Here is a 23,324-nt window from a genome sequence, read left to right as displayed (position 1 = left end):
TATTAAGAACATGAAATTTGCTTTCTTGAAAATCTGTATAATACCAAAGAGTATTTGTTATTGATCGGTGAATTTTAAAAGTATATCTCATAATATGCATTGTTAAAGGTTAGGATATGAATTCATAATTTGTCCAGTATCATCTACTTCTATTAAGATTTTAAAACTTCCATCATTGGAGAAATGCTCATATTTATTAAACAGATCATTTGGTTTTGATGGAAGTTGACCTACATTTTTTGCTACTGTATTATCATATACATATGCAATTTCTTCCCGTATTCTTTTTATATCCCAATTTTTTGGAAACATTGAAGATTCTGCTTTTTTTAATAGATAACCATCTCTATATCTAACACTTATTTTCGCTTTAAAAGGAATATCATCTGGTAATCGAAAAATTGAAAATATCCCGTCCGGCTCTATTATTCGTTCCAATCTTATATTACCTCCAGGAATTGCTGAACCTCTGTGCCCTCCTTGAGATACTAGAAATTCATCTCGATAGATATAGCCCGATGGCATTATTTCTTCAAGCAAAGAAGTATTAAATTCTCCGTCCATATGATGAAAAAGACCATTATCAAACTTATCCGCATATTTACTAAAAATTCTGGCCCTGTACAACTCTTCAAGCTTTGCTATAAGCTTAAAAGGCTTGTAAAGGTTAAGGGCCAATCCTTTCATTCCCCTTCTATAGGCTATTTCCGAAGCTGCGCCCTGCAGAATGGGCTCGCCTTTGTATATCAATGCAAACTCAGTCTTTCCGGCTGCTGTAGTTTCTACAATTACTACACCTCTTTCGTATAGTCTTTCTATATTGATTTTATTAAAATAGAAAGATGTGGCTTTTATGACCTCTTCACCATCTATTATCCTTACAACAGCCTGGCTTTCAGATAAGGTATTTCCTCTGAAAGTAAGAATGTTTTTGTCCAGAATGATCTTCACCATACAGGATTTCACATAATTAACGACGCCGGGTTTTCCGGCTTTTCTTGCGAGATTGATCAGTCTTATTCCTTTTACCAGCAATTCTCCGGCGACAGGAACTGTGAGGATAATATTGGCGGTCAGATAAAATCTTCCCCATTCATCCAGGAATTCTCTGCCACCTTTTAATTGAAGGATATCCTTATCAAAAACTATTGTGGTAGCGTTGGCTGTATTCAGGGCAATATCTGCTATAGCTCCGGCCAGAATCAAAGGGTTTCCCGAAGACAATCCGGCAGCTCCTATTACTAGCCCCAAAAGGCTGAGACCAAGGCTGATAAGTTTTTCACGTTCTAATTTTTCTTTTTCATCCGCAATAGCTTTTACTAAAATGGCGGCTGCGATATCAGGGTATTTTTCTTCTGAGTTGGCATCAATAAGCAGAACCATATCTAATGGGTGATAAAATGCCCCGTCATCCATGTCCGGGATGGTATCATCAAAAGCCCTGAAAGGAAGAAAATCCATTCCGAGAGGAGGGATATCTTTCATTTTTTGTAAGAAAAACTCATTTTCTTTTTCCTTCCGGGGGGTGTTTCGAGAGCTTATGCCGTTATAATCCCCATAAGAAAATGTTTTTTCAATTTTTCTCAATCCGTTCATCTTATGATGCACGCATAGTGCAGTAATAAAAGTGGCAAAAGCGATCTTATTAGAAAATATCTGTCCGTTTATTGTAGATTCTCCTTCTAAATTGTTGTATATGTCTTTAACTAAAGTCTGATTTTCCTTAAATTTTTCATAGATCAGTTGTATGTTATTAAATGCTTTAAGCAAAACGATTACCGCGCCACTTGCTTTTTCATCAGAACTGAATAAATTTCCTTCTTTATAAAAAGACAGGGCAAGAAAATGTTCCCATAACAATTTTTGGTCAAGATGCTCTAAAAGAACATTTTGTACAAAGAATGGCATATTCTCATATAAGAATTTTAATTCCCGGGGAGTTGATGCCTGTTTCAATTCTGATACAAAAATTTCCGTGATCCTTTTTTTCACATACCACTTATCATCATCATTGGTAATGGCTAAAAAGTCTTCTCCGTTTTTTGTAAACAGGGTTATTGCATTATACTTGCTATTCAGATCATAGTCCCGGTTATCTTTTCCAAAATTTCTCAGATCCAGATAGTCTGCATAGACATAGTAGGCTCTATATTCAATTGCCTCAGATGACGGATTAAGGGTAAATACAAATCCGGGCTGATTTAAATCCACATGACAGGGCATCAGATTAAGATACACTTCCAGATCGGCATTTTTCTTTGCCCCTTCATGAGTAATATACTGATATTTTACGCTTTTTGAGAAGTCATTATAGGCGTTTTTCAGAACCGTACTGATCATGGATGGATTTTGGCTGTTTAGATTAAAACCATGATTTACAGCATAATTACCAAAATTGAAGAAGAATTTTGGATTATTTCTGTTCTTGTATATATCTTCGATCAGATCATCTATCAGTAGTTGCCCATGATAGAATTTTCCCAGATTTTCAGGATTGCATTTACTGGATTCTCCAAATCTGTTTTCAAATGCTATTTCTTTAAAACTTGCGGAACTATTATATTGCTTTAATGAATTTCTGTCGAGAGGATTAACGGGTATTGGGTTAGACCGTATCAATTCATCACCCGATAGGTTGAAGTATTTTTTCATTTTGCATTGTTGGTTGGTATTAATAATTCTTTACTGAAACGTTTCAAAAGCAAAGCTAACGGCTGACTGCGTCAAAACCTGACGTATAAAAATTAATCTTGAGGCGGATAAAAAATAAACTCCCGAAAGCTTTCGGGAGTTTACTATTTAAAGAATAACATATCCTGCTTGATCTCTGGGCATCTTAGAAAGCGTTTTCCAGCTTGTTTTTATGGTACCTTTTTTCGTCGGAATACTCTTTTTTTCAAAGTGGGGAAGATCTTTAAAGGTTTTCCAGTTTCCACCCCAGTCCCAGCCATGTCCGGCAAATATTTTTACACACTCATACCAGTCGGCTATCCTGTCATTATCCCAGTCTTTAGCGGTGTCCCAACTTACGGTTTTTCTGTCAATGATCATGCAGATGTCTACGGCGAGGCCATAATTGTGGATACTTTGCCCCGCTTTGGCATTGGTTACCTTTTTTCCTTTTGTAATCCTGCCGATCGCATAGAGCTTTTCCTGTTCTTCGAATGATCTCAGACCTTGGGTAATTCTTACTTTGGCCCTCCCGGTCAGGGCCTCATCACATTCTTTGATGATCTGCTTTACTTCGTCTCTTACGAAAGGATGCAGTTTTTCTATTCTTTGTAACGTTACTTTATCCATAATTTCAAATTTTTTGCTGTTTTTAGAAAAACAAAGGTAGATGCGTGATGCGACAAAACTTGACGTATTTTTAATAATTTAATAACATGTAAATCAATGTGTTAATCTTAATACTTGATTTTGGATTAAACCCAATATTCTGTTTTTAAAGTCATAATTTTGTTATTGAAAATTCAAATGCCATCATGTACGCCATCTCAACTCAAGTTGAAAATGTTAAAAGAGAAATGGAGATGAAAAAAATTTTATTGATATTGGAAATGTGCCTGTGAAACTAATAGGGACTTATATAGGATGCCTTCTTGTTGGCGTAAAAATGATGTAATAATTTATATAAAAAGAAAAACCCTGAAATAAAATATTTCAGGGTTTTTCTTTGATTTTAAAATAGAACTATTCTTTAACTATTTTAAAAGTTTTTATATTATTTTCAGATGAAATCCGCACTAAATAAATTCCTGAAGATAAATTTAATAAATCAATTTGAGCAGAGTTAGTATTTATTGTTTTGCTTAAAACATTTTGTCCTGTTGAAGCAAATACTTCTACCTTACCGATTGGGGTGTTATTTTCTATATTTAATATTGATTTTACCGGATTAGGATAAAACCGGAAACTTGCTGATGGGTCAAAATTATTAGTTGCTAAACTGCCTGCATTAATTTCATCAGCACCAATAGTTGGATTTCCTACATTTCTTAATTGACAATCAATGTCTGTTGTTATTGTCGGAATTGGTGTTCCGGCGGTTGCTATTAATGGGTTATTGTTTACATCCAAATGTAAATCTGTAGTTGATGCAAATACCGGTGCGACTCCCACAGAGTTCGTATCACGTGATGTAGCATTGCGCCATGCCGTTAACGTTGCATAACTTGTTCCTGCATTTGTGCTAAGACTTCCTGATCTGAAACCACCAGCTTGGACACCTCCACTGTAAAAAACATTATAATCTGAAATTAAATTGTCGAAAGTTGTACTTGCAGTTCCAAAAGCATAGGTTTTAACTAATCCTCCGCCTGTAACTATTTGGGTTGTTGACATAATATTATTTTTCATTTCTAATGAAGGATCAAGACCTGATAATGCAATACAATAACTAGGATATTGATTTGACTGAGAACCACGGTCGCCCGATAAGGAAATAGTATTGTTATATACTTTTGTAACGGAGGCAACAGCACCAGCTACAAATATACCTGCAACTATGGCAGGATTTTTTGCCTGACTTCTAATATTGCTGACCATATTGTTCTGCACTGTATTTGGAAGCCCTGTATATGCTCCTGAAATGGCAATTCCTACTGCTGAATTCCCAACATCAGTTGTATTAATAACGCCAGTTACAATGTTATTATTAACCATTGCTCCCGTTATACCACCACTATTAATCAGGGTAGTAGTAGCACCTCTGGCTCCTATAGCCAACCCTACTACGTCTTCAAGAGTATTATTTTCAACATAAACTTTATTGTAACTTACAATAGGATTCATCTCATTGTAAAGATATACGCCATTTTGTTTTATTTTATCCGTTCCTGTTGTCGATGATAAGTCATTTTGTGTAATAATGGTTCCTGTATTTTGGTTTGCCAGACTTTCTCCTCTTGAAGCGATACCAATTTTTACATTCTTAACAGAGCAATTTTCAACCCTGTTTCCATCATTATCAATCCCGCTGGACCAGGCAGAGTTGCTGCCACTAAAAGCGATTCCGAAATTAGAATAATATCCGGTAATATTTACATTTTTTACGGTATTGTTTTTTGCACCATTGGTGCCTGATTGAAAGCTTACTACTGCATAATCATCAGTGGTTTGGCCTTGTATTGATAATCCCCGAAGCGCAGGATCGCCTCCAATCAAACAGTTGCCTGTCGTTGCTCCTGTTGTCGAACCATTAATGATAACGTTATCAACACCCGAAAATTTAATTAGAGAACCATAAGATGTACTATTTCCGGTTATTGTTCTTGGTGCTCCAAATGGCTGAATCAACACAGCATGATTACCTGTAATTTCATTTAAAGTATTTTTGCCTGTTTCTCCGGTTAAATCGGATATGATATTAATTGTAAGAGGGCCTGAAACGCCGTCAACACTTTGATTTATAGCCTGAAATATACCTCCGTCATTCGTTAATGAGGGGTAATTACCACCCACACCAACGGTGTAAGTTCCCGACATTGGAGGTAAAACATTAGTTATAGTTACTGTACTGGTACTGGTGCCATAAATGGTTGCTCCAACAGGATTCGATAATGTTATAGAGAATGTTTCGTTATCATCTACGATGGTATCCGGTAAAGTTGTAACCGTGAAAGTTTTTGGCGATATATCACCATCTGCCCAATGCAAAGTACCGGAGGCCGCATTGTAGTCACTCCCTGCGATTGCAGTACCGTCACTGGTTGCATAGTCTACAGAAACAGCTCCCGTAGAACCGCCATTACGATTTACAGTTATTATGTGATTTCTATTTTCAAGCATAGCAGTAGAAGAATAATCAAATGATACTGCGCCTTCTGCTCCTGGCGTATTATATAAAATCTGAATATTTGGTTTTGAATTCATGACTGTTCCGGAACTTGGAAAAGTTGGTTGAGAGGTACTATACCAAACCTGTGTTTGAGCCGCAGCAGTATGCCATCTAAAAGTTTTATCTGTTGTGGTCTGACCTGTGCCGCTTCCTATGCTGGTTGCCACTAATATGTTAAGATTTTGTCCATTATAGGTAAAAGGAGTTGTCAAAGGAATACTAATCCATTTACCTGCATTAAAGCTGGATGCTGCAATTGTTCCGCTATAAACTAAAGTCATTCCTCCTGTTTCTGCATTGTAATTATTAGCAATGTAGCCGGTGTTAGTTCTATTCTCCATATAGATAGATACAGGAATATCTACTGGTGTATTCGTTGTCTGTACAAAATAGCGCAGACCTGTAATCGTTGAACCGGCCGTAATATTCAGCTCACTATTTTTATAAACAGAAAGTGTACGGTCATATTTATAGTAGGACCCAAAAGGCCTGTTATCAGTTGTTGTATAAGTATTTCCTGTTGGAATTGTTAATTGTGCTGAAGTATTTGGGCTACAAAATAGAAGGGTAATGATGAAATACAAGGATCTATAAAAAGAATCCTTTTTCGTTTCTGACGAATGATAATAGTTTTTCACAGTTTTAGTTTAATAGTTTCAAGAATGTTTTTAATTGGATGCAAACTTACAAAAAATTGCTAATTCATGCTGGCAGATGAAAATGTCAGGTATAGTAACATTCATTGTTGCAATATATGTTCTTTGATGTTTTGTAACTCCTTCCAGGAATACGAAATAGGATTCACTGAAGGTAATTGAACCCCTTTTTTACTTTGAAAATCCCGTGCAAAGAAGTAAGAAGACCTTTTGTAGGAAACTATGAATTAATATATGGAGATGCCTATCTATCCTAGTCTATATTTTTTATTTCAACAACACTTATGCATTTCGGATTTTAATGATCTGACATAGAAAATTTATAATCATATTCATGACAAAGCTTTAGATGTTTTAAATAGATTAAGCAGTTGTAAATCAATACATTGTGTTTGGTGTTAAAATTATAATTAAATATAATTTTCAATTCTAAAAGTCATAATTTTGTTACTGAAATCTTTTACCTTATCATGTATGCCTTAGTAGACTGCAATAATTTTTTTGTCTCCTGTGAGAGGATTCTAAACCCTTCGCTGGAGGATAAGCCTGTTGTAGTACTATCCAATAACGACGGATGTGTCGTGTCCAGAAGCAGAGAAGCACAGGCACTTGGTATTCCTATGGGAGCACCGGCATTCAAATATAAAGATCTTTTTAAAAAACATGATGTAAAGAGTTTTTCTGCCAAATTTGAATATTATAACGTTAAAAGTCAGGAGGTTATTAAAATTTCAACTTCCTATGTGGATAAGACGGATTTTGAGGTGTACAGCATTGATGAGCTTTTCCTCGATCTGAGCAGTTTTAAATACATTAATATATATGAATATTGTCTCGGGATCCGAAACAGGATCAGGAATGAGGCTGAAATCCCTGTAAGTATAGGAATTGCTCCTACGAAAACTCTGTGTAAGGTGGCGAACAGGATCGTGAAGCTCTATCCTGAAAAATTTGAAGGAGTCTATATCCTGAATACTGCAGAAAAAATTGAAAAAGCTCTGAAGTGGCTTGATATAGAAAATGTTTGGGGAATTGGAAGGAAATTAGGCGTAAAAATGCGGGACAATGGAGTTTACAAAGCCTGGGATCTTCTTCAAAAGCCGGAAATATGGGTTCGCAAGCTCATGGGAATTCATGGGGTGAGAATGATCAACGAGCTGAAAGGAATCCGCCAGTTGGAACTGGAAGCACCGGCTCCCAAAAAATCTATTGCAGTGACCCGGAGTTTTATGGAAATGCTTACTGAAAAAGAAGAAGTAAGAGAACGCGTGGAAACCTTTGGCATGTACTGCTCGGAAAGATTGCGAAAACAAAATACCTGCTGTAAAATAGTTACGGTTTTTGTACAGACCAACCGCTTCCGGAAAGATCTTCCCGAATATAAAAAAGCCGTTACACAGATCCTGCCCAATCCTACCAATTCGTCCATTATTATCGGAAGGGTGGTCAACCAGCTTTTTGAGGCCATCTATAAGGATGGCTATCATTATAAAAGAGCAGGTGTTATGGTGAACGATTTTGTTCCTGAAAATGAAAGGCTGATTAATCTGTTTGAAGAAGACATCCAGAATCAGCACCTGCCTGTTATGAAAGCGATGGATAGCCTCAATAAAAAGTTTGGAAAAGATAAGGTCCGGCTGGGAAGTATGAGCGGGAAAAATACTTTTGGACGTACCAGACTGTCTCCGGAATATGAAGCTTTTCTCAAAAATAACACATTGCCGGAAGCTAATTTCAGATTTCATTGATCTCGCATGGTGCGGGAAATTCCCCAATGCGTATGTATATATTTGAATGCAGGAGAGAAGTTAAGGCCTTTTTTGTGGATTAATGTAATAAGCAAATGGCTTTTTCTTAATAGTAGGGGGTATAATGTTTTAAAGTGATCTTACACATTAGATATCTTTTAAGGCTTTTATAAAAGCAGAAGGATGCATACCCACAATTTTTTTAAATTCAAGGGAAAAAGCGCTATGAGATGAATATCCTGTGATTTCAGCAAGGTGGTTGATCTTATATTTCCTGTATTCCGGATCATTTTTAAGCTGGTCAACGATATAATTAATACGTAGGTAATTGATGTATTGGTTGAAGTTAAAGTTCTTATGTTTCCTTATAACAGCAGAGAGGTATTTGGTATTCACATTCAGCTTAGTCGCTAAATTGTAATGCGTAATATTTTTGCTGTTAAAATGAAGGTTTTCTTCGAATATTTTTAAACCGGCCAGAATATTTTCCTCTGCTTCAGGAGAAATTTTTACCGCAGAAGAACTATTATTTCCATTGGTTTTATCTTCCGCAGATTCCTGAGGATCCTCTTCATAAGAAACCGGCGTGATCCCCTTTATGTAAATTTCACTCACTTTTTCCTTATGTTTTTTTCTGATGCGGATGATCAGGAAGCTAATGATGGCCAAGAGACCCACTAAAGCGATGCAAACCACTATCAAGCCTTTGGAAATCGTATAGCTATCATTAAGTTTCTGGTCAAAATTCTTCTCTTTTGCAGACAGGGTTTCATTCACCGCCATTTTCTGATTATAAGCTACGCTGTCTTTCAGTTCAAGATGCTTCAGCTTGTATTTTTGGGAATTACCTGCGTCATTCAGCTTTTCATATGCTTTTTCCAGATTTTTGGTGATCTCTATTTTCTTTTCGTTAAAGCCATATGCTTCGGCTATTTTTAAAGCTTTCCGGAAATAAGATACCGCACTGTCCGGCTTATCCTGTTCAGAGAATGAGTAGCCTATATCATGAAGGATACTGGATTTAAGATAATAATTTTCATTCCCTACCAGGGCAAGTGCTTTCCTGAAATAGGACTTGGACTGGTCGAACTTTTTTACCTCAGATAAAATATATCCTATATTGGTATAGGCTGAAACCAGAAGCTCATTTCTTCTCGTCGCATTTTTTATTTTCTGAAATTCCTGTATCGCGTGGGTAGAATAATATTCTTTTTTACCATATTCTTCGGTATTCAGGAATATCAGGAAAGAATTGTAGATCATTCCTTTCAGTTCATGCCCTTCATCCGTATGATCTTCTGCTACTTCAGAAATGGCATTATTAAGACTTTGTGAAGCTTCTTTCAGCAATCCCAGTTTTGCATACTGTGTTCCCTGCATCCTGTATGCCAGTGCCTTGCCGATCGCATAATCATTTTGATCCGCTATGTGTAATGCTTTTTCTGCGAAATTAAGAGAGCTTTTTGCATCAGATCTTAAATAGCTGTTATATGATTTCAGATAATAAGCTTTTGCTAAATACTTTGGCTGGTTTTCTTTCTGTGCAGCTTCAATGATATGGTTCAGAACAATTTCTGAGCTGTCAGGATTTTTTGAGGAAAGAATCCGGGCATATTTGTACCTGCTCTCAAAATCAAAAGATTGAGAAAGTGCAGGCATTGAGATCATTAAGAAGAAAAAGAAAATGAGTTTTTTCTTCATTGCAAAGAATTTATTTTTTTTCGTATTTCCAGTTCCTGCCTTTGCCTTCAGAGATCCATTCTAAGGCTTGCTCCATTCTTTTGGTTCGGGTGGCCTCTGTTTTGGCTTCAGTGATCCACATGATATACTCTTTTCTAAAGGAAGGCGATCCTTTTTCAAAAACGGCAAGAGCATTTTTGTTTTCTTTCAAAGCTTCCTGAAAATAGTCCGGAATTTCCGCTTCGGTTTTGGAAGGAGGTGCTTTTTTTATAGTGACTCCCATATCCGATAACTCCATAGCTTCCATAATGGCTTTTTTCAGCTGAGGTTTCGAAGGAAGGTCTTCAATTTTTGTGATCTTTCCTAAGCTGAACATTGAAGTTTTTTCAATGTCCCGGGTAATCTCCTGCATGGTTTTCATCTCTTTTTCCAGCCAGAAGCCGAAAGTACAGTGCTGCTTGAAAGAAGCCATTGCACACAGGTTTTTTCCGTTATAGGTAAAATGGGGAAGGCTCCATTTCATCGTTTCCTCCGTATCGGGGCAGAATTCATGGATGGTTTCCCTGATGTATTGTAAGATCGGCTTGGCAAAATCCTGAGACCTTTCAATATAAGCGTCTATTTTTGAGCTGTATTTTTCCATAATCCTTCTTTATTGAAATAGTTGTACGGTTTCATTCACCAGAAACCTCACCTGATCCGGTCTTCCCCTGTCATTTTTAGGGAGATTATTATAGCTTCCTGTTCTTACAATAACCATTTGATGTTCCGGAACCATGATAATATACTGGCCTTGTAACCCTAAGAAATAATAATGCTTAACAGGAGCGTCATTATTGATCCAAAGCCCCATGCCATAAATTTCTTCAGATTTTTGAGTCGGGGTCCGCATTTGTTCAATGAACTCCTGATTCAGGATCTGCTGGTCGCCGGCTTTTCCATCGTCTAAAAATAGCTGGCCGAGTTTGGCAAAATCCCTCGCATTGGAATGAATGCAGCAATAAGTTTTTTCCATTCCGCTTTCATCTGTGCTCCAGTCTGCATCTTGCTCCATTCCCAGAGGAGTCCAGAATTTTTCAGATAAATAGCTTGCCAGCGTCTGACCAACCGCTTTTTTTATGGCAAATCCCAACAATTGGGTGGAGCCGCTCTGGTATTCAAACCTCGTGCCCGGTTCTTCCTTGAATTTTCTTGAAAACAATGCTTTGATAAGGCTGTTTCCGTAGTATGCTCTGGCATTGGGCAGAAACGGGTTTTTATAATTTTCGTCCCAGTTCAGGCCTGCCTCCATTTGAGCCAAATTTTTCAGGGTCAGGTTTTTCCCGAATGCTTGCCCGGTGAAAGCATGAAAGAATTCAGAGAATTTTTCATCGATACTTTTTATTTTTCCTTCCTCAAGAGCTTTTCCCAGGAGCATTACGGTAACGGCCTTGGCCATGGAAAAAGAATTGGTTCTGGAATGCCGGTTATAGCCGTTCCAATATTGCTCGTGAACTAATTTTCCGTTTTTCACAACAAGAAACGAGGCGGTATGGGAGTGAATGAGATCGTCTGCCAAGATCTTCGGAAGGTCTTTTTTGTTATACTCCGGAGCTTCTTCCCAGGGTTTGGGGCTTCCTGAAGTGATGGGGTTGGCAGAGAAAAATTTCCCGTCATCAATATTGGCACTTGACTTTCCTTTCAGATAGGTTTTGGAAATTCCGTTAAACAGATAGCCATATCCCAAAAAATAGGTAAGGGCAACCGTGGCTGCCGTGCCTCCGATGATGTATTTTAATATTTCCATTATAAAAATTGGACTTGAAACAAATTTAGAATAAAATTGATAAGAAAATTTAAATGAAGAATTAAATAAGCTATTTTTGTGATTATTTGATGAAAAAGACATGGTTTTAAGAATTATCGGGACTCTGTTATTGCTGTTTTCCGCAATTTGTTCCGGACAGGATTTTGTGACAATAGACACTGCGGATTATCTGCAGAGAAAAGATTTTTTGAAAACCTTTGCTATTAATAATGATTTATTCGTAAAGAAACTAAGATCACAGTATTCCGGGAAATCAGGCTTCGAATTATCGATGATCTATAAAGAATTCGGGACCGATTTTGAAAAGCAGGTAAAGAACAAAGATTTTATTTTCAAATCCGCTTTTGATGAAAATGTGAAATTACTCATACAGCGTTTAAAGAAAAACAATCCCCAGATCCCGAAAGATTTGAAGATCCTGATTGCGAGAGATAATACACCGAATGCATACTGTCTTTTAGATGGTACGTTTGTCATCAATATGGGCCTTTTCAGCTGGCTGAGCAATGAAGAGGAAATCGCAGCGGTAATTGCCCATGAGCTGGGACACAAGATAGAAGAACATTCTTTGAAGCTCTTCGTGGGAATGGTGGAGAATAACAAATCGGATAAACTTACGGTCAGAAGCTTAAAGGGAACCGGAGAGAATTCTAATCAGAAGGCCTTTGATATCCTTAAAAATCGGATGTATAAAAAGGGAGCGGAAAAAAGGCAACAGGAAATGGAAGCTGATTCTCTGGGGTATGTCATTTTTAAAAATGGTGATTTTAAGAAAAACGAATTTATCAATACCTTAAAAAGGCTTCAGGATTTTGATACCATTTCTCCGAGAAAGCTTAAAGTGGAAACCTATAAGAAATTTTTTGAGCTTCCGAAACAGCCTTTTAAAGACCAATGGCTGAAAAAGGAAGATTTTTCACTCTATAATTATGGGCTGTATAAAGAAAAGCTCAGCCAGGATTCTCTGGCATCCCATCCGGAGATGGCTAAAAGAATTGAAAAACTGAAGAAGATCTTTCCTGAGCTTAATCAGCCGGAAGAACCTCTGAAGCCTTCCGATACTTATCTGGCATTAAAAAAGGCCGCGAGAATGGAGATTTTACCCAACTATTATCATTCTGAAGATTATGGATTGGGGATCTATGTTTCCTTACAGTTTTTGCAGGATGGAGAAGATGAAAAATATTATAAAAGCTGGCTGGGAAAATTTTTCACAAAAATATATGAAGCCCGGAAAAATTATAATCTTAACAGGTACCTAGATCGGGTAGAGCCTAAGGATCAGAGTGAAAGCTATCAGCAATTCCTGAGTTTTATGTGGAACCTGAACCTGGATGAAATTAAGAATATCGCGGATTATTATCAAAATAAGGAAGTGACTGCCTCAAAAGTGTCATTCTGAACGAAATGAAATGGAGTGAAGAATCTCGAACGATTGATTCTCAAAGATTCTTCGACAGGCTCAGAATGACAATTTCCGTTTTTTTGACCTTGAGACAGTCTGTTTTCTTTAGTAATTAAGTCTTTCCAGACGGATCTTATTGAATTTCTCCTTCTCATTGATCTCTCTCAGCAGGATATATCCTTCTTTTCCGACATATGGGATCACTGAATACGAATCTTTTTCAGAAATAGGAACTATTTCCTGTTTGAATGTACCATTGATAAGAGTATTGATAAATAGTTTCCAGTTCTTTTCTTTGGTTTCCTTATCTTTTTGCAGGTCTCTGTAGAAGAATACCACATCATTTCCGTCATTGATATACTGTGAAAACAGGTAGTCGCTGGTAGCTAATGATTTTTCTTTAGCGAAAATTTTAGTTCCCTTTACTTTAAAATCCTTATCGGTAAAAACGTAAACTAAATCTGTAGTTTTGGATACCCCGTAGTTGAAGTCTATTTTATATTTTTCAAGCAGGATCCCTACACTTCCGTCTTTCAGGAAGAATACATCGCGGGGCTGCAGGTGATAGTTCTTTTCCACATATCCGAACTGGTCAATTTTCGGAATATAAGAAGACAGGTCCGGCACATAATTGAACTTATTGGTGGTGACCTCGAAAGTATTCTTATCAATGATCATCCTGGCGAAACCTATTCCCTGCTTATTTTCAAAATTCCTTCCCAGCATCACGATCTTATCATCGAATGTCTTATCGTTATCTAAGCTTCTTGTAGTAGAAGAAAAAGAAGTAATATTATCCAGTGTATCATCAGAAAGTCCGGAAACAGGCTTGGTAACAACTTCTTTCCCGGTCGCCATATCTAAAACCAGCAGGCTGAATGCTTTCTTGTCATCATTCTTTTTCAGAGCAATACAATAGATGTACTTGTCATCCTTTTCCACCACGGTGATTTCTTCACTGTTCTTCTTATCACCATTGGTATTGTACCGGTATCTCCATACTTCATTCTTATTTTCATCAAACTTGATCAGGGAATTATTATTCACATATTTACCATAGTCGTGAAGCTCAAGCGCCAGAAAACCTCCTTCCTTGATCTCGAAAACGGTAGAATAGTAATTGTAGCCTTTTGCTTTTTTCTCCTCCTTATTTTCTTTCCGGGATTCTTTCCAGTTTTTAGGCTGGCTGATCTCTTTAAAAGTGCCGTTTTCATAGTCATAATAGGCCTTTTGCCGGATATTATTGCTGGCAGGATCAATTTCCATAGAACGGGGCGTAAAAAGCTCACTGGACTTGACATGGGAATAATCCATGGAGCTGGGGCGGAGTATGATCTTCTTTCTAAAATCTACATATCCCAGATAAGAACCCGCAGTAATATCGCCTTCAAATTCCTTATTGGCAACAGGGTTGAGGTTCTTGTCCAGTATCACATATTCGAATTTTTTGGTCTTATCGCCGGATTTTCCGTAAGAATAGAGAGAAACATATCCGTAAAGATTGTCCTTATCATCGAATAAGGCATTCATTCCCACATATTCCCCGGAAGCCAGTGCCGCCAGATCCTGAGTTTGGGAAAAGTACAAAGCCTGAACCAATCCGAATGCCAGCAAAAATATTTTTTTCATGGTTAAAATTTGAGTTAAAAATAATAATTAAAGAGAATAAATTAATAGTTTAATCTTTCTAAACGGATTTTATTAAATTTTTCTTTTTCATTGAATTCCTGAAGAAGGATATAGCCTTCTTTGGCGATATAAGGAATGATGAAATTGTTTTCTGAAGTCAGAGGTAATATCTCCTGTTTGAATTGCCCGTTAATGAACGGGTTTATAAACAAATTCCATTTTTTCTCTCTGTTTTTCCCTTCGATATCCCCATAAAAAAATACCATGTCATTTCTGTCATTCAGGTATTGTGAGAAAAGATACAGACCGTTTTTTTTGACAGGAAAGGTCTTTACACTTTTCAGATCCATGTTTGGGCCAAAATTCATTGCTACAAGATCAGAGACAGTATTGTTTTTACGGTGTATTTTCTGAAACACAGCCACAATGTCATCATTTTTCAGGAAATTGACGGATTTTATATCCAGGTCCCTGTAATCAAAAGGCTCTTTCAGTTCTTCTATATCAGTATGTTTGGGATAAACATCGTTCAATAAATTGATTTCATGGTATATCAGCTGATTGGCTCTCTTATCATAAGTCAGCTTTAAAAAGCCTTCATTGTTGAAATTTAAAGGATCCCCGGAATATCTCAATAGTGCAGTCAGCTTATCATCCGTATTGTATTTGCTGTTTACGGCTCCGTCCACAGAATTTAAAGTAATATAAAGATGACGTTCATAAGGAAAAGGAAGAGTGGTAAGTATTTTTCCGGTCTTCAGATCAAACACCACAAAATTATACTGGGAACCGCTTTCCTGCTGTCTGACTATTTTTGTGATAAGAATATCCTTGTCATAATTTACAATTTTGAAATTAATGAAATTATACTTCACATCAGTTTCAAAAAACTTATATTCCCATACTTTCTGGTGTTCCCTGTTAAAAAGCTTCAGGTAAAAATCCTTAAAAACAGGCCTGTCAAACTTATATTCAAAAGTGAGGACCTCATTATTGTCAAGCTCTATGATTTCCGGGTAAAATGCGGCTCCGGAAGATTTTTTTCCATCTTTTCTCTGCTCTTTCAATTCCCTGTTGGTTTTGGAGCTTGTTATCGGTGTTAAATGAGTTCCGTCATAATCGTATTTGTCTTTTTTTCTGATCTGATAGTCTTTGAGACTGATTATAAAATCAGACGGAGTATAGAAAGACTTGTCAAAAGCAAGATCGTATGTACTGTAAGAAGGAGTAATAATCAGTTCTTTATCCTGATTGATATAAGGGTAATATTCAATAGCGGTTTCATCACTTTCAAAATTACCGCTGGAAAGAGAGTTGAGGTTTTTATCAAAGATAAAATACTCCAGCTTGTTTTTCTTTTTATTGGTTTCGGTTTTTCCGAGATCGTAAAGAGCAAGATAACCGAAAAGATTTTTATCGGAATCTGAAATGGATTTTAAGCCCAGGTATTTTCCTGAAGCAAGGTTGACCAAATCTAAAGCCTGAGCATGAAATACGATGCATGATAATGCAAAAAGAAATAAAAATACTTTTTTCATGGAATGTGTTTTTTTGCAAAAATAATAAATCTGCAAGATCTTTCTTTGAAAATAAAAAGCCTTGAAAAATCAAGGCCTTCTATCTATATTTTTGAAAGTAAATTTCTGAAGTTGGTTTTCTCATCAATGATCCTTCTCAGCTCAGCAACAGGAACTCTTTCCTGAACCATTGTATCTCTGTCTCTAAGAGTTACAGTGTTATCCTGGAGTGAATCATGGTCAATGGTGATACAATAAGGAGTACCAATGGCATCTTGTCTTCTGTAACGCTTACCGATACTGTCCTTTTCCTCGTAAATCAGGTTGAAATCATACTTCAGATCATTGAAGATCTTTTCTGCATATTCATCCAGTCCATCTCTTTTTAATAATGGAAGAATTGCCGCTTTTACCGGAGCCAGAGCAGGCGGAAGAGACAATACCGTTCTTTCGGAGCCGTCTTCCAGTACTTCATCCCTCAGGCAATGAGAGAACAGGGCAAGGAACAGCCTGTCCAAGCCAACAGAGGTTTCAACCACATAAGGAACATAGCTTTCATTTCTTTCCGGATCGAAATACTGAAGTTTTCTTCCTGAAAAATCTTCATGGGCATTTAAATCGAAATCCGTTCTTGAGTGGATACCCTCCAGTTCTTTGAATCCGAACGGGAAATTAAACTCGATATCAGCTGCTGCATTAGCATAATGCGCTAATTTTTCATGATCATGGAAACGGTAATTTTCATTTCCTAAACCAAGGGCAAGGTGCCATTTCAATCGGGTTTCTTTCCATTTTTCATAAAAATCAAGTTCCGTACCCGGAGCTACAAAGAACTGCATTTCCATCTGTTCGAACTCACGCATTCTGAAAATAAACTGCCTTGCAACGATCTCGTTTCTGAATGCCTTTCCGATCTGTGCGATACCGAAAGGAAGCTTATGACGGGAGGTTTTCTGAACATTCAGGAAGTTCACGAAAATACCTTGTGCCGTTTCAGGCCTTAAATAAAGGTCTATAGCATTATCTGCAGAAGCTCCTAATTTTGTTCCGAACATCAGGTTGAATTGTCTTACATCCGTCCAATTCTTAGATCCTGTATCCGGATCGGCAATTTCAAGCTCCTCAATCAAAGCTTTTACATCGGCAAGGTCATTATTTTCTAAAGATCTCGCGAGCCTTGAAAGAATGTATGATCTTTTGGCCCGGTATTCTAAAATTTTAGGATTAGTAGCCTCAAACTGTGCCTGATCAAAGGAATCTCCAAACCTTTTGGCGGCTTTTTCGATCTCTTTTCTCTCCTTATCTTCTATTTTGGCACAGAAATCTTCCACAAGGACATCCGCCCTGAAACGTTTTTTGGAATCTTTATTGTCAATAAGAGGGTCGTTGAAAGCGTCTACGTGGCCCGATGCCTTCCATGTAGTCGGATGCATAAGGATCGCCGAATCAATACCTACAATATTCTCGTTAAGCTGTACCATCGCTTTCCACCAATACTGCTTGATATTATTTTTGAGTTCGGCACCATTCTGTCCATAATCATAAACAGCGGATAAACCGTCATAGATCTCACTGGAAGGGAAAATAAAACCATATTCCTTAGCATGAGAAATCACTTTCTTGAAAACATCTTCTTGCTTTGCCATAATTTTTTTACGTCTGAATGTGCAAAAATATGAATTTGAATCCCAATTCCATGAAATTCAGCAAAAAAAGCGGTAAATAAACATTTTTTAATGGTTTTATTAATCTTTTATACCATAATCCGGATTACGAATCCGGAGAAGATAATTGACTATAATTAGCAGAAAAATAATATTTCCAGTATCTTTGTCTTCCAAAAAAGGCAATGTATAAAAACCTGATCCGCCCCATTCTTTTCAAATTCGATCCGGAAGAAGTTCATCATTTTACTTTTTCCATGCTTAAGAACTTTCCTTTTTTAACCAGACTTTTCCTACCGAAACCTGTTCAGGACAAAAAGCTGGAAAGAGAAGTATTCGGATTGAAATTTAAAAATCCTGTAGGATTGGCTGCGGGTTTTGATAAAGATGCCAGGTTGTACAACGAGCTTTCAGATCTGGGCTTCGGGTTTATTGAGATCGGAACGCTAACACCAAAGGCACAACCCGGAAATGATAAAACAAGACTGTTCCGTTTAAAAGAAGACTCGGCTATCATCAACAGGATGGGCTTTAACAATGAAGGAGTGGATGCGGCGGTAGAACGCCTTAAGAAAAATAAAAACGTACTGATCGGCGGAAATATAGGGAAGAACAAAGCAACTCCCAATGAAGAAGCGGTCAATGATTATAAGATCTGTTTCGAGAAGCTTTTCCCTTATGTCGACTATTTTGTGGTGAATGTAAGCTCTCCGAATACACCCAATCTCCGTGAGCTTCAGGATAAAAAACCGCTTACGGAATTATTGGGAACATTACAGCACATGAATAATGAAAAGGACAGCCCAAAACCTATTCTCCTGAAAATTGCTCCGGATCTTACGGATGATCAGCTTTTAGATATTATTGATATTGTAAAGGAAACCCAAATAGCAGGTGTAATTGCCACCAATACAACTCTTTCACGGGAAAATCTGATTTCCGAAACCCGATCCGAAACGGGTGGGCTTTCCGGAAAGCCTTTAACCAAAAGATCTACTGAAGTAATCCGTTTCCTTTCTGAGAAAAGCGGAAGGGCATTTCCGATTATTGGAGTAGGGGGAATTCACTCCGCGAAAGATGCCCTCGAAAAGCTGGATGCAGGAGCAAGCCTGATACAGCTTTATACCGGGTTTATCTATGAAGGACCCGAACTGATCAATGAGATCAATGCAAAGCTTTTAGAGAGGGCGGGCAGGTTACCGAGATAATTTATACCTTTTTACCTTTGAGATTATTTTTATGAAAAATTTGGTTGTTGAGGGTTTCGGCGCGGCGGCAAAGCCGCCGCGCCGAAACCCTTTATGGTATTTTCAATGTAAAAAATGATATTATTTCGATTTTACAACGGAAGCGTTCTTTATGTCTACGGTTAAGGTATAGGCCGGGGAAGTTGTCGTTCTTTTGATGCTGAATTTTAAAATTTTCGGATCTTTGGTTTTCACTTTTTCCATATCATAGATATTGGCCAGGCAGCTTTCTGTGAGAAACTCTTCATATCTTTTATAGTTCCAGTCATTGGTGAAGTAGAGTACTCTGTAGCCTTTTTCGCCGTCACTGGCTCCGCACATTCCACATGCATTGAAGTTGGACATCCGTTCAAAATATAGGAGCACCCTGTTTCCGGTATTGTCAGATTTATAAGCTATTAATTCATTTCCTCCGAACCGGTCGATAATATCATATGTATTGATTTTCTTATGATTGGGCAAGGTCAAATAATCATTATACCGGTAGATCATATTGTTTTTCGTAAATAGTTTTGCAGGGTGTATTTTATCTTTTAAATAAAAGCTTCCCGTGATCTCCTGATCGGAGTTATTAATTTTAAAGTCAAGGATTTCCCTGGGAGTGAGAGCTTTTGCAATGCTGTCTGTCTTTTCGATCTGACGGGGAGATGAGATCCTGCCCTTAAATATCTCAGAGATCTCTTTTTGCCTGCCTCCGAAATGATAAAGATGCAGATCACCGTAATCATAAATACCTGTCAAAGGAATTTTTTTCTGGTATTTGTCATAATAATACCAGCCTTCCACAAAGTGCTGGTATTGGCTGCAATCTACAATTCCTTTATAATTGAGCTGCATGGTAATAGGTGCTCCGGCAATTTCCCCCTTGAATATCTGGGAAGAATCCGTCACACTTCTGAGCTCAACTTTCTGGCAGAGGAGAAAAATAGAATTGAGTAAAAGTAGTAAGGTAAAGATTTTCATGGTTTGGTATGGTTAGTTTTTTAGTTTTCAGAGAAAAAAATGGGCAATGGTATAAATGATGAGCCCTACCAGTCCGCCCACTAATGTTCCGTTGACCCGGATGAACTGTAGGTCTTTTCCTACTTCCAGTTCCAGCTTTTCACTCAGTTCTTTTCCCTTCCAGTTTCCAACGGTTGAGCTGATGAGGCTCCCGAACTGGTGGGTATTTTTAAGGATATACTTGTAGGCGGTTACCCGTACCCAGTGATCTATTTTGTGCTGGAGATTTTCGTCTGTTTTCAGGTTCTGTGAAAATTCATCCAGGTTTTTAGAAATATAGGTTTTCAATGATGAGTCTTCTTCCTGAAGTTCTTTCATCAGGGTCTTTTTGATGGAAAGCCAGATGTCATTCGAGTACTCGTTCAGTTTATCATTTTTTAAGAAGTCATTTTTAATGTTTTTGAATTCATCATTCCACTTTGGATCTTCCTTAAGGTCCGTGGAGAACTCTTGAATTTTTCTGGTGATCAGAGCTCTGATCTCATGTTCAGGGTTTTCTTCCACCTCTTTGAAGAAGTCGGAAAGCCCGGAAGCTATTTTTTCGGCAATTTTATCATCAACGAATTTGGGAATAAAAGCATAGCTTCCCTCACTTACCCGTTTCTGGATCATCCCGTCATTTTGAATGATATAATCTTTGATCTGCTTGGATAAGTTGGTAATGATCCTTTGATGATCGTTTTTATCTACGAGATAGTTGATGCCGTTTCCGATAAGGATATTAAGCCTGATATCATCCGTCATTTCCGAGACTTTTTTACTGATAAAATTGGTCACGGTGGAATCATCCAGTTTATTAAGGATATCTAAAACAATATCTGAAAGGTTTTTAATTAAAATATCCTGATTTTTTTCTTTTCCAAGCCATTCACCCACAAAATTTGAAACTTTCAGCTTTTGGATATAAGGCCGTATGTTTTGAGGGGAAAGGAAATTACTGACCACGAAACTTCCAAGATTATCTCCAAGTCTTTGCTTGCTGTTCTCAATAAGATTGGTATGGGGAATGGGCAATCCCAGCGGATGACAGAATAATGCCGTTACGGCAAACCAGTCTGCCAGGGCGCCTACCATTGCGGCCTCAGAAAAAGCCCGTACATACCCGATCCAGTGGGAATCATTTGTCTTCTGGAGAATAGAGGCCAGAATAAAAATGACGGCCATCAATAAGAACAATCCCGTGGCAAATGCTTTATATTTTCTTAACTGTATTTTTTTAGCTTCATCATTCATATTCTCAAATTTACTAAATTTGGTTATGAAACCGATACATTCCTGACTGTTGAAATGCTATTCGGCTTAAAAATTTACAATGAAATTCTTAATTTCAATACTATTATTGATCTTTGTACAGACATGCTCACAAAATCATCAGCCTGTTAAAACAACTTCTATGGAAAATAAAGCAAAAAACAATCCATACTACTCCAGAACAGATACCACAAAACTGGATATTCCCAATGAAGAATGGAAAAAGATCCTTGCTCCCGATCTGTATGCCGTAGCAAGAGAAGCGACAACAGAAAGAGCTTTTACAGGGAAGTATAATGAATTTGATGAGGTAGATGAGTATTATTGTGCGGTTTGTGGGAACCATTTATTCCGTTCTACTTCAAAGTTTGCAAGCCGCTGTGGCTGGCCAAGCTTCTTTGAGGCGGATAAAGAAGGTGTTTATTATAAAAGGGATGCATCTTACGGAATGGAAAGGGTAGAAGTGCTTTGCAAAAGATGTGATTCACATCTGGGGCATGTTTTCGATGATGGCCCGAAGCCTACGGGACTGATATATTGCATGAATTCTGTGAGCTTAGAATTTGTTCCGGATCCTAAGGAATAGATCTTATGAAAAATACAGCCCGTTTAGAAGAACGTAAGCGGATTTGGATCGTATTGTCTGATCTCTATCTGGATACAGAATTGGGAGACTCTGATTTTAAATACATGGCTCTGGCCATATTTAAAAGCCCTTATACTTTTGAAGAAGCAAAGGAAATCGATAAATACGAAATTTTTCCTGTCCTCTTTTCAAATTTATTAAGCCCTGCCGGTGAATGGGCGGGTTTTAATGAGAAAATACTGACTGAAAGCATCATACAATGGATTGACTCTAAAAGCCCTTTGGATATCTTGGCCATCCAATGTGTTTATCCGGTATATGAATGGATCAATAAAGAGTATTGGGAAAAAATAAAGACTGCTTATAACCAGATAGAAAAGTAAAAATGGCTTACCGTTAAAGTTTCTTAAATTGAGTTAAACTTTTTTCATTTTAACTTGTTGATAATTATGTTTTTATAAATTTGCCTCGCTTATTTGAATTTAACATAATATTAATGAAGAGATTGTATAGTTTATTAGGTGCTGTATATATGATTACCACCTCATTTTACCTTTCTCCGCAAAAGGGGACTGCAAATAAAGAAATTACTGCCACAAAAAAGATTGAAAGATCAATAGATACAAAATCTGAGAAGGCTGCAAATGCAGGGTTATCATCAGAAGAAATATATCAATCAATTATATTTGAACCTAACCACGAACTGAACTACGAGGTTTTCTCAAAAGCTTTAATAGGCTTTGAAAATTTAAAAAAGGCAGGCCTATTAAATCAGGACTCTCACCTGCTGACGGTCTGTGATTTTTCTATGTCTTCCAATACCAAAAGACTTTGGGTACTGGATCTGAATGATAAAAAAGTAATATTCAATTCATTGGTTGCTCATGGGAAAAATACAGGGGAAGAGTTTGCAACTAACTTTTCCAATACCGAAAGCTCACTTCAAAGCAGTTTAGGGTTTTATATAACGGATGCCACTTATAATGGGGACAACGGATATTCCTTACGATTGCTGGGCATGGATAAAGGATTTAATGATGCGGCTTACAGGAGAGCTATTGTAATGCATGGTGCGGATTATGTGAGCGAAGATTTTGCGACCATGCACAAAAGGATCGGCAGAAGTTGGGGATGCCCTGCAGTACCGAGAGATCTGACGCAGCCTATCATCAATACAATCAAAGGAAGAAATTGTCTTTTTATTTATTACCCTGATCAGAATTATCTGTCCTCATCGGAATGGTTAAAAGCGTAACAAAAAACAAAAGCAGTCAAATCTGGCTGCTTTTTTTA

17 protein-coding genes are annotated in these 23,324 nt (G+C 37.4%); 6 read left to right on the top strand and 11 right to left on the bottom strand.

Annotated features, from left to right (window positions below):
• Positions 1-102: 102 nt before the first annotated feature.
• The 3 genes from HNP38_RS17960 to HNP38_RS09905 form a co-directional block, all read right to left on the bottom strand.
• Positions 103-2,652, bottom strand: a complete 2,550-nt coding sequence (locus tag HNP38_RS17960) for an EndoU domain-containing protein (RefSeq protein WP_228461026.1) — start codon at positions 2,650-2,652, stop codon at positions 103-105.
• A gap of 147 nt (positions 2,653-2,799) precedes the next feature.
• Positions 2,800-3,300 carry a M15 family metallopeptidase gene (locus HNP38_RS09910; protein ID WP_184188617.1) on the bottom strand — a complete coding sequence of 167 codons (501 nt, stop codon included), beginning with the start codon at positions 3,298-3,300 and terminating at the stop codon, positions 2,800-2,802.
• Between the two features lie 393 nt (positions 3,301-3,693).
• Positions 3,694-6,477 carry a Calx-beta domain-containing protein gene (locus HNP38_RS09905; RefSeq protein ID WP_184188612.1) on the bottom strand — a complete coding sequence of 928 codons (2,784 nt, stop codon included), beginning with the start codon at positions 6,475-6,477 and terminating at the stop codon, positions 3,694-3,696.
• A gap of 488 nt (positions 6,478-6,965) precedes the next feature.
• Here HNP38_RS09905 and HNP38_RS09900 point away from each other — a divergent pair, with 488 nt between their 5' ends.
• Positions 6,966-8,243, top strand: coding sequence for a Y-family DNA polymerase (locus HNP38_RS09900; protein WP_184188609.1), 1,278 nt, complete (start codon positions 6,966-6,968; stop codon positions 8,241-8,243).
• Between the two features lie 147 nt (positions 8,244-8,390).
• Here HNP38_RS09900 and HNP38_RS09895 read toward each other — a convergent pair whose 3' ends face one another.
• Genes HNP38_RS09895 through HNP38_RS09885 form a run of 3 tightly spaced genes read right to left on the bottom strand, consistent with a single transcriptional unit; the run spans position 8,391 to position 11,709 of the window.
• Complete coding sequence (locus HNP38_RS09895) at positions 8,391-9,944, bottom strand: helix-turn-helix domain-containing protein (protein ID WP_184188606.1); 1,554 nt, start codon at positions 9,942-9,944, stop codon at positions 8,391-8,393.
• A gap of 10 nt (positions 9,945-9,954) precedes the next feature.
• Complete coding sequence (locus HNP38_RS09890; protein WP_184188603.1) at positions 9,955-10,566, bottom strand: YdeI/OmpD-associated family protein; 612 nt, start codon at positions 10,564-10,566, stop codon at positions 9,955-9,957.
• Positions 10,567-10,575: 9 nt separating this feature from the next.
• The gene (locus tag HNP38_RS09885; protein WP_184188600.1) at positions 10,576-11,709 is read right to left on the bottom strand and encodes a serine hydrolase domain-containing protein; all 1,134 of its coding nucleotides are present in this window, start codon (positions 11,707-11,709) and stop codon (positions 10,576-10,578) included.
• A 100-nt stretch (positions 11,710-11,809) separates the two neighbouring features.
• Between HNP38_RS09885 and HNP38_RS09880 the strand changes: the two genes are divergently transcribed.
• Positions 11,810-13,132, top strand: coding sequence for a M48 family metallopeptidase (locus HNP38_RS09880; protein WP_184188597.1), 1,323 nt, complete (start codon positions 11,810-11,812; stop codon positions 13,130-13,132).
• 108 nt (positions 13,133-13,240) lie between these two features.
• Here HNP38_RS09880 and HNP38_RS09875 read toward each other — a convergent pair whose 3' ends face one another.
• The 3 genes from HNP38_RS09875 to HNP38_RS09865 all read right to left on the bottom strand — a co-directional run bounded on the left by HNP38_RS09875 (position 13,241) and on the right by HNP38_RS09865 (position 17,927).
• Entirely contained in the window at positions 13,241-14,764 is a 1,524-nt protein-coding gene (locus tag HNP38_RS09875) for a hypothetical protein (protein ID WP_184188593.1), read from the bottom strand.
• 41 nt (positions 14,765-14,805) lie between these two features.
• Entirely contained in the window at positions 14,806-16,302 is a 1,497-nt protein-coding gene (locus HNP38_RS09870) for a hypothetical protein (RefSeq protein ID WP_184188590.1), read from the bottom strand.
• Between the two features lie 83 nt (positions 16,303-16,385).
• Positions 16,386-17,927, bottom strand: a complete 1,542-nt coding sequence (locus HNP38_RS09865) for a glycine--tRNA ligase (protein WP_184188587.1) — start codon at positions 17,925-17,927, stop codon at positions 16,386-16,388.
• Between the two features lie 203 nt (positions 17,928-18,130).
• On the opposite strand from HNP38_RS09865, the gene HNP38_RS09860 reads away from it, so the two are divergent.
• Positions 18,131-19,153 (top strand): quinone-dependent dihydroorotate dehydrogenase, encoded by a 1,023-nt coding sequence (locus tag HNP38_RS09860; RefSeq protein ID WP_184188584.1) that lies wholly within the window; start codon positions 18,131-18,133, stop codon positions 19,151-19,153.
• 120 nt (positions 19,154-19,273) lie between these two features.
• Here HNP38_RS09860 and HNP38_RS09855 read toward each other — a convergent pair whose 3' ends face one another.
• Positions 19,274-20,155, bottom strand: a complete 882-nt coding sequence (locus HNP38_RS09855) for a hypothetical protein (RefSeq protein WP_184188581.1) — start codon at positions 20,153-20,155, stop codon at positions 19,274-19,276.
• Positions 20,156-20,182: 27 nt separating this feature from the next.
• Positions 20,183-21,427, bottom strand: coding sequence for a DUF445 domain-containing protein (locus HNP38_RS09850; RefSeq protein WP_184188577.1), 1,245 nt, complete (start codon positions 21,425-21,427; stop codon positions 20,183-20,185).
• A gap of 79 nt (positions 21,428-21,506) precedes the next feature.
• Between HNP38_RS09850 and msrB the strand changes: the two genes are divergently transcribed.
• The 3 genes from msrB (at position 21,507) to HNP38_RS09835 (ending at position 23,286) form a co-directional block, all read left to right on the top strand.
• A complete protein-coding gene (gene msrB, locus HNP38_RS09845) occupies positions 21,507-22,031 on the top strand; it encodes a peptide-methionine (R)-S-oxide reductase MsrB (RefSeq protein WP_184188574.1) in 525 nt (174 codons plus the stop codon).
• A 5-nt stretch (positions 22,032-22,036) separates the two neighbouring features.
• Positions 22,037-22,414: a hypothetical protein gene (locus tag HNP38_RS09840; RefSeq protein ID WP_184188571.1), complete on the top strand. Its 378-nt coding sequence runs from the start codon at positions 22,037-22,039 to the stop codon at positions 22,412-22,414.
• A gap of 113 nt (positions 22,415-22,527) precedes the next feature.
• Entirely contained in the window at positions 22,528-23,286 is a 759-nt protein-coding gene (locus HNP38_RS09835; RefSeq protein WP_184188567.1) for a murein L,D-transpeptidase catalytic domain family protein, read from the top strand.
• The last annotated feature ends 38 nt before the right edge of the window (positions 23,287-23,324 follow it).

Origin of the sequence: Chryseobacterium defluvii (genome assembly GCF_014204415.1) — a bacterium.
Lineage (GTDB): Bacteria > Bacteroidota > Bacteroidia > Flavobacteriales > Weeksellaceae > Chryseobacterium > Chryseobacterium defluvii_A.
The sequence above is the reverse complement of the archived record's forward strand: the minus strand, read 5'-3'. Positions and strand labels throughout refer to the sequence as shown.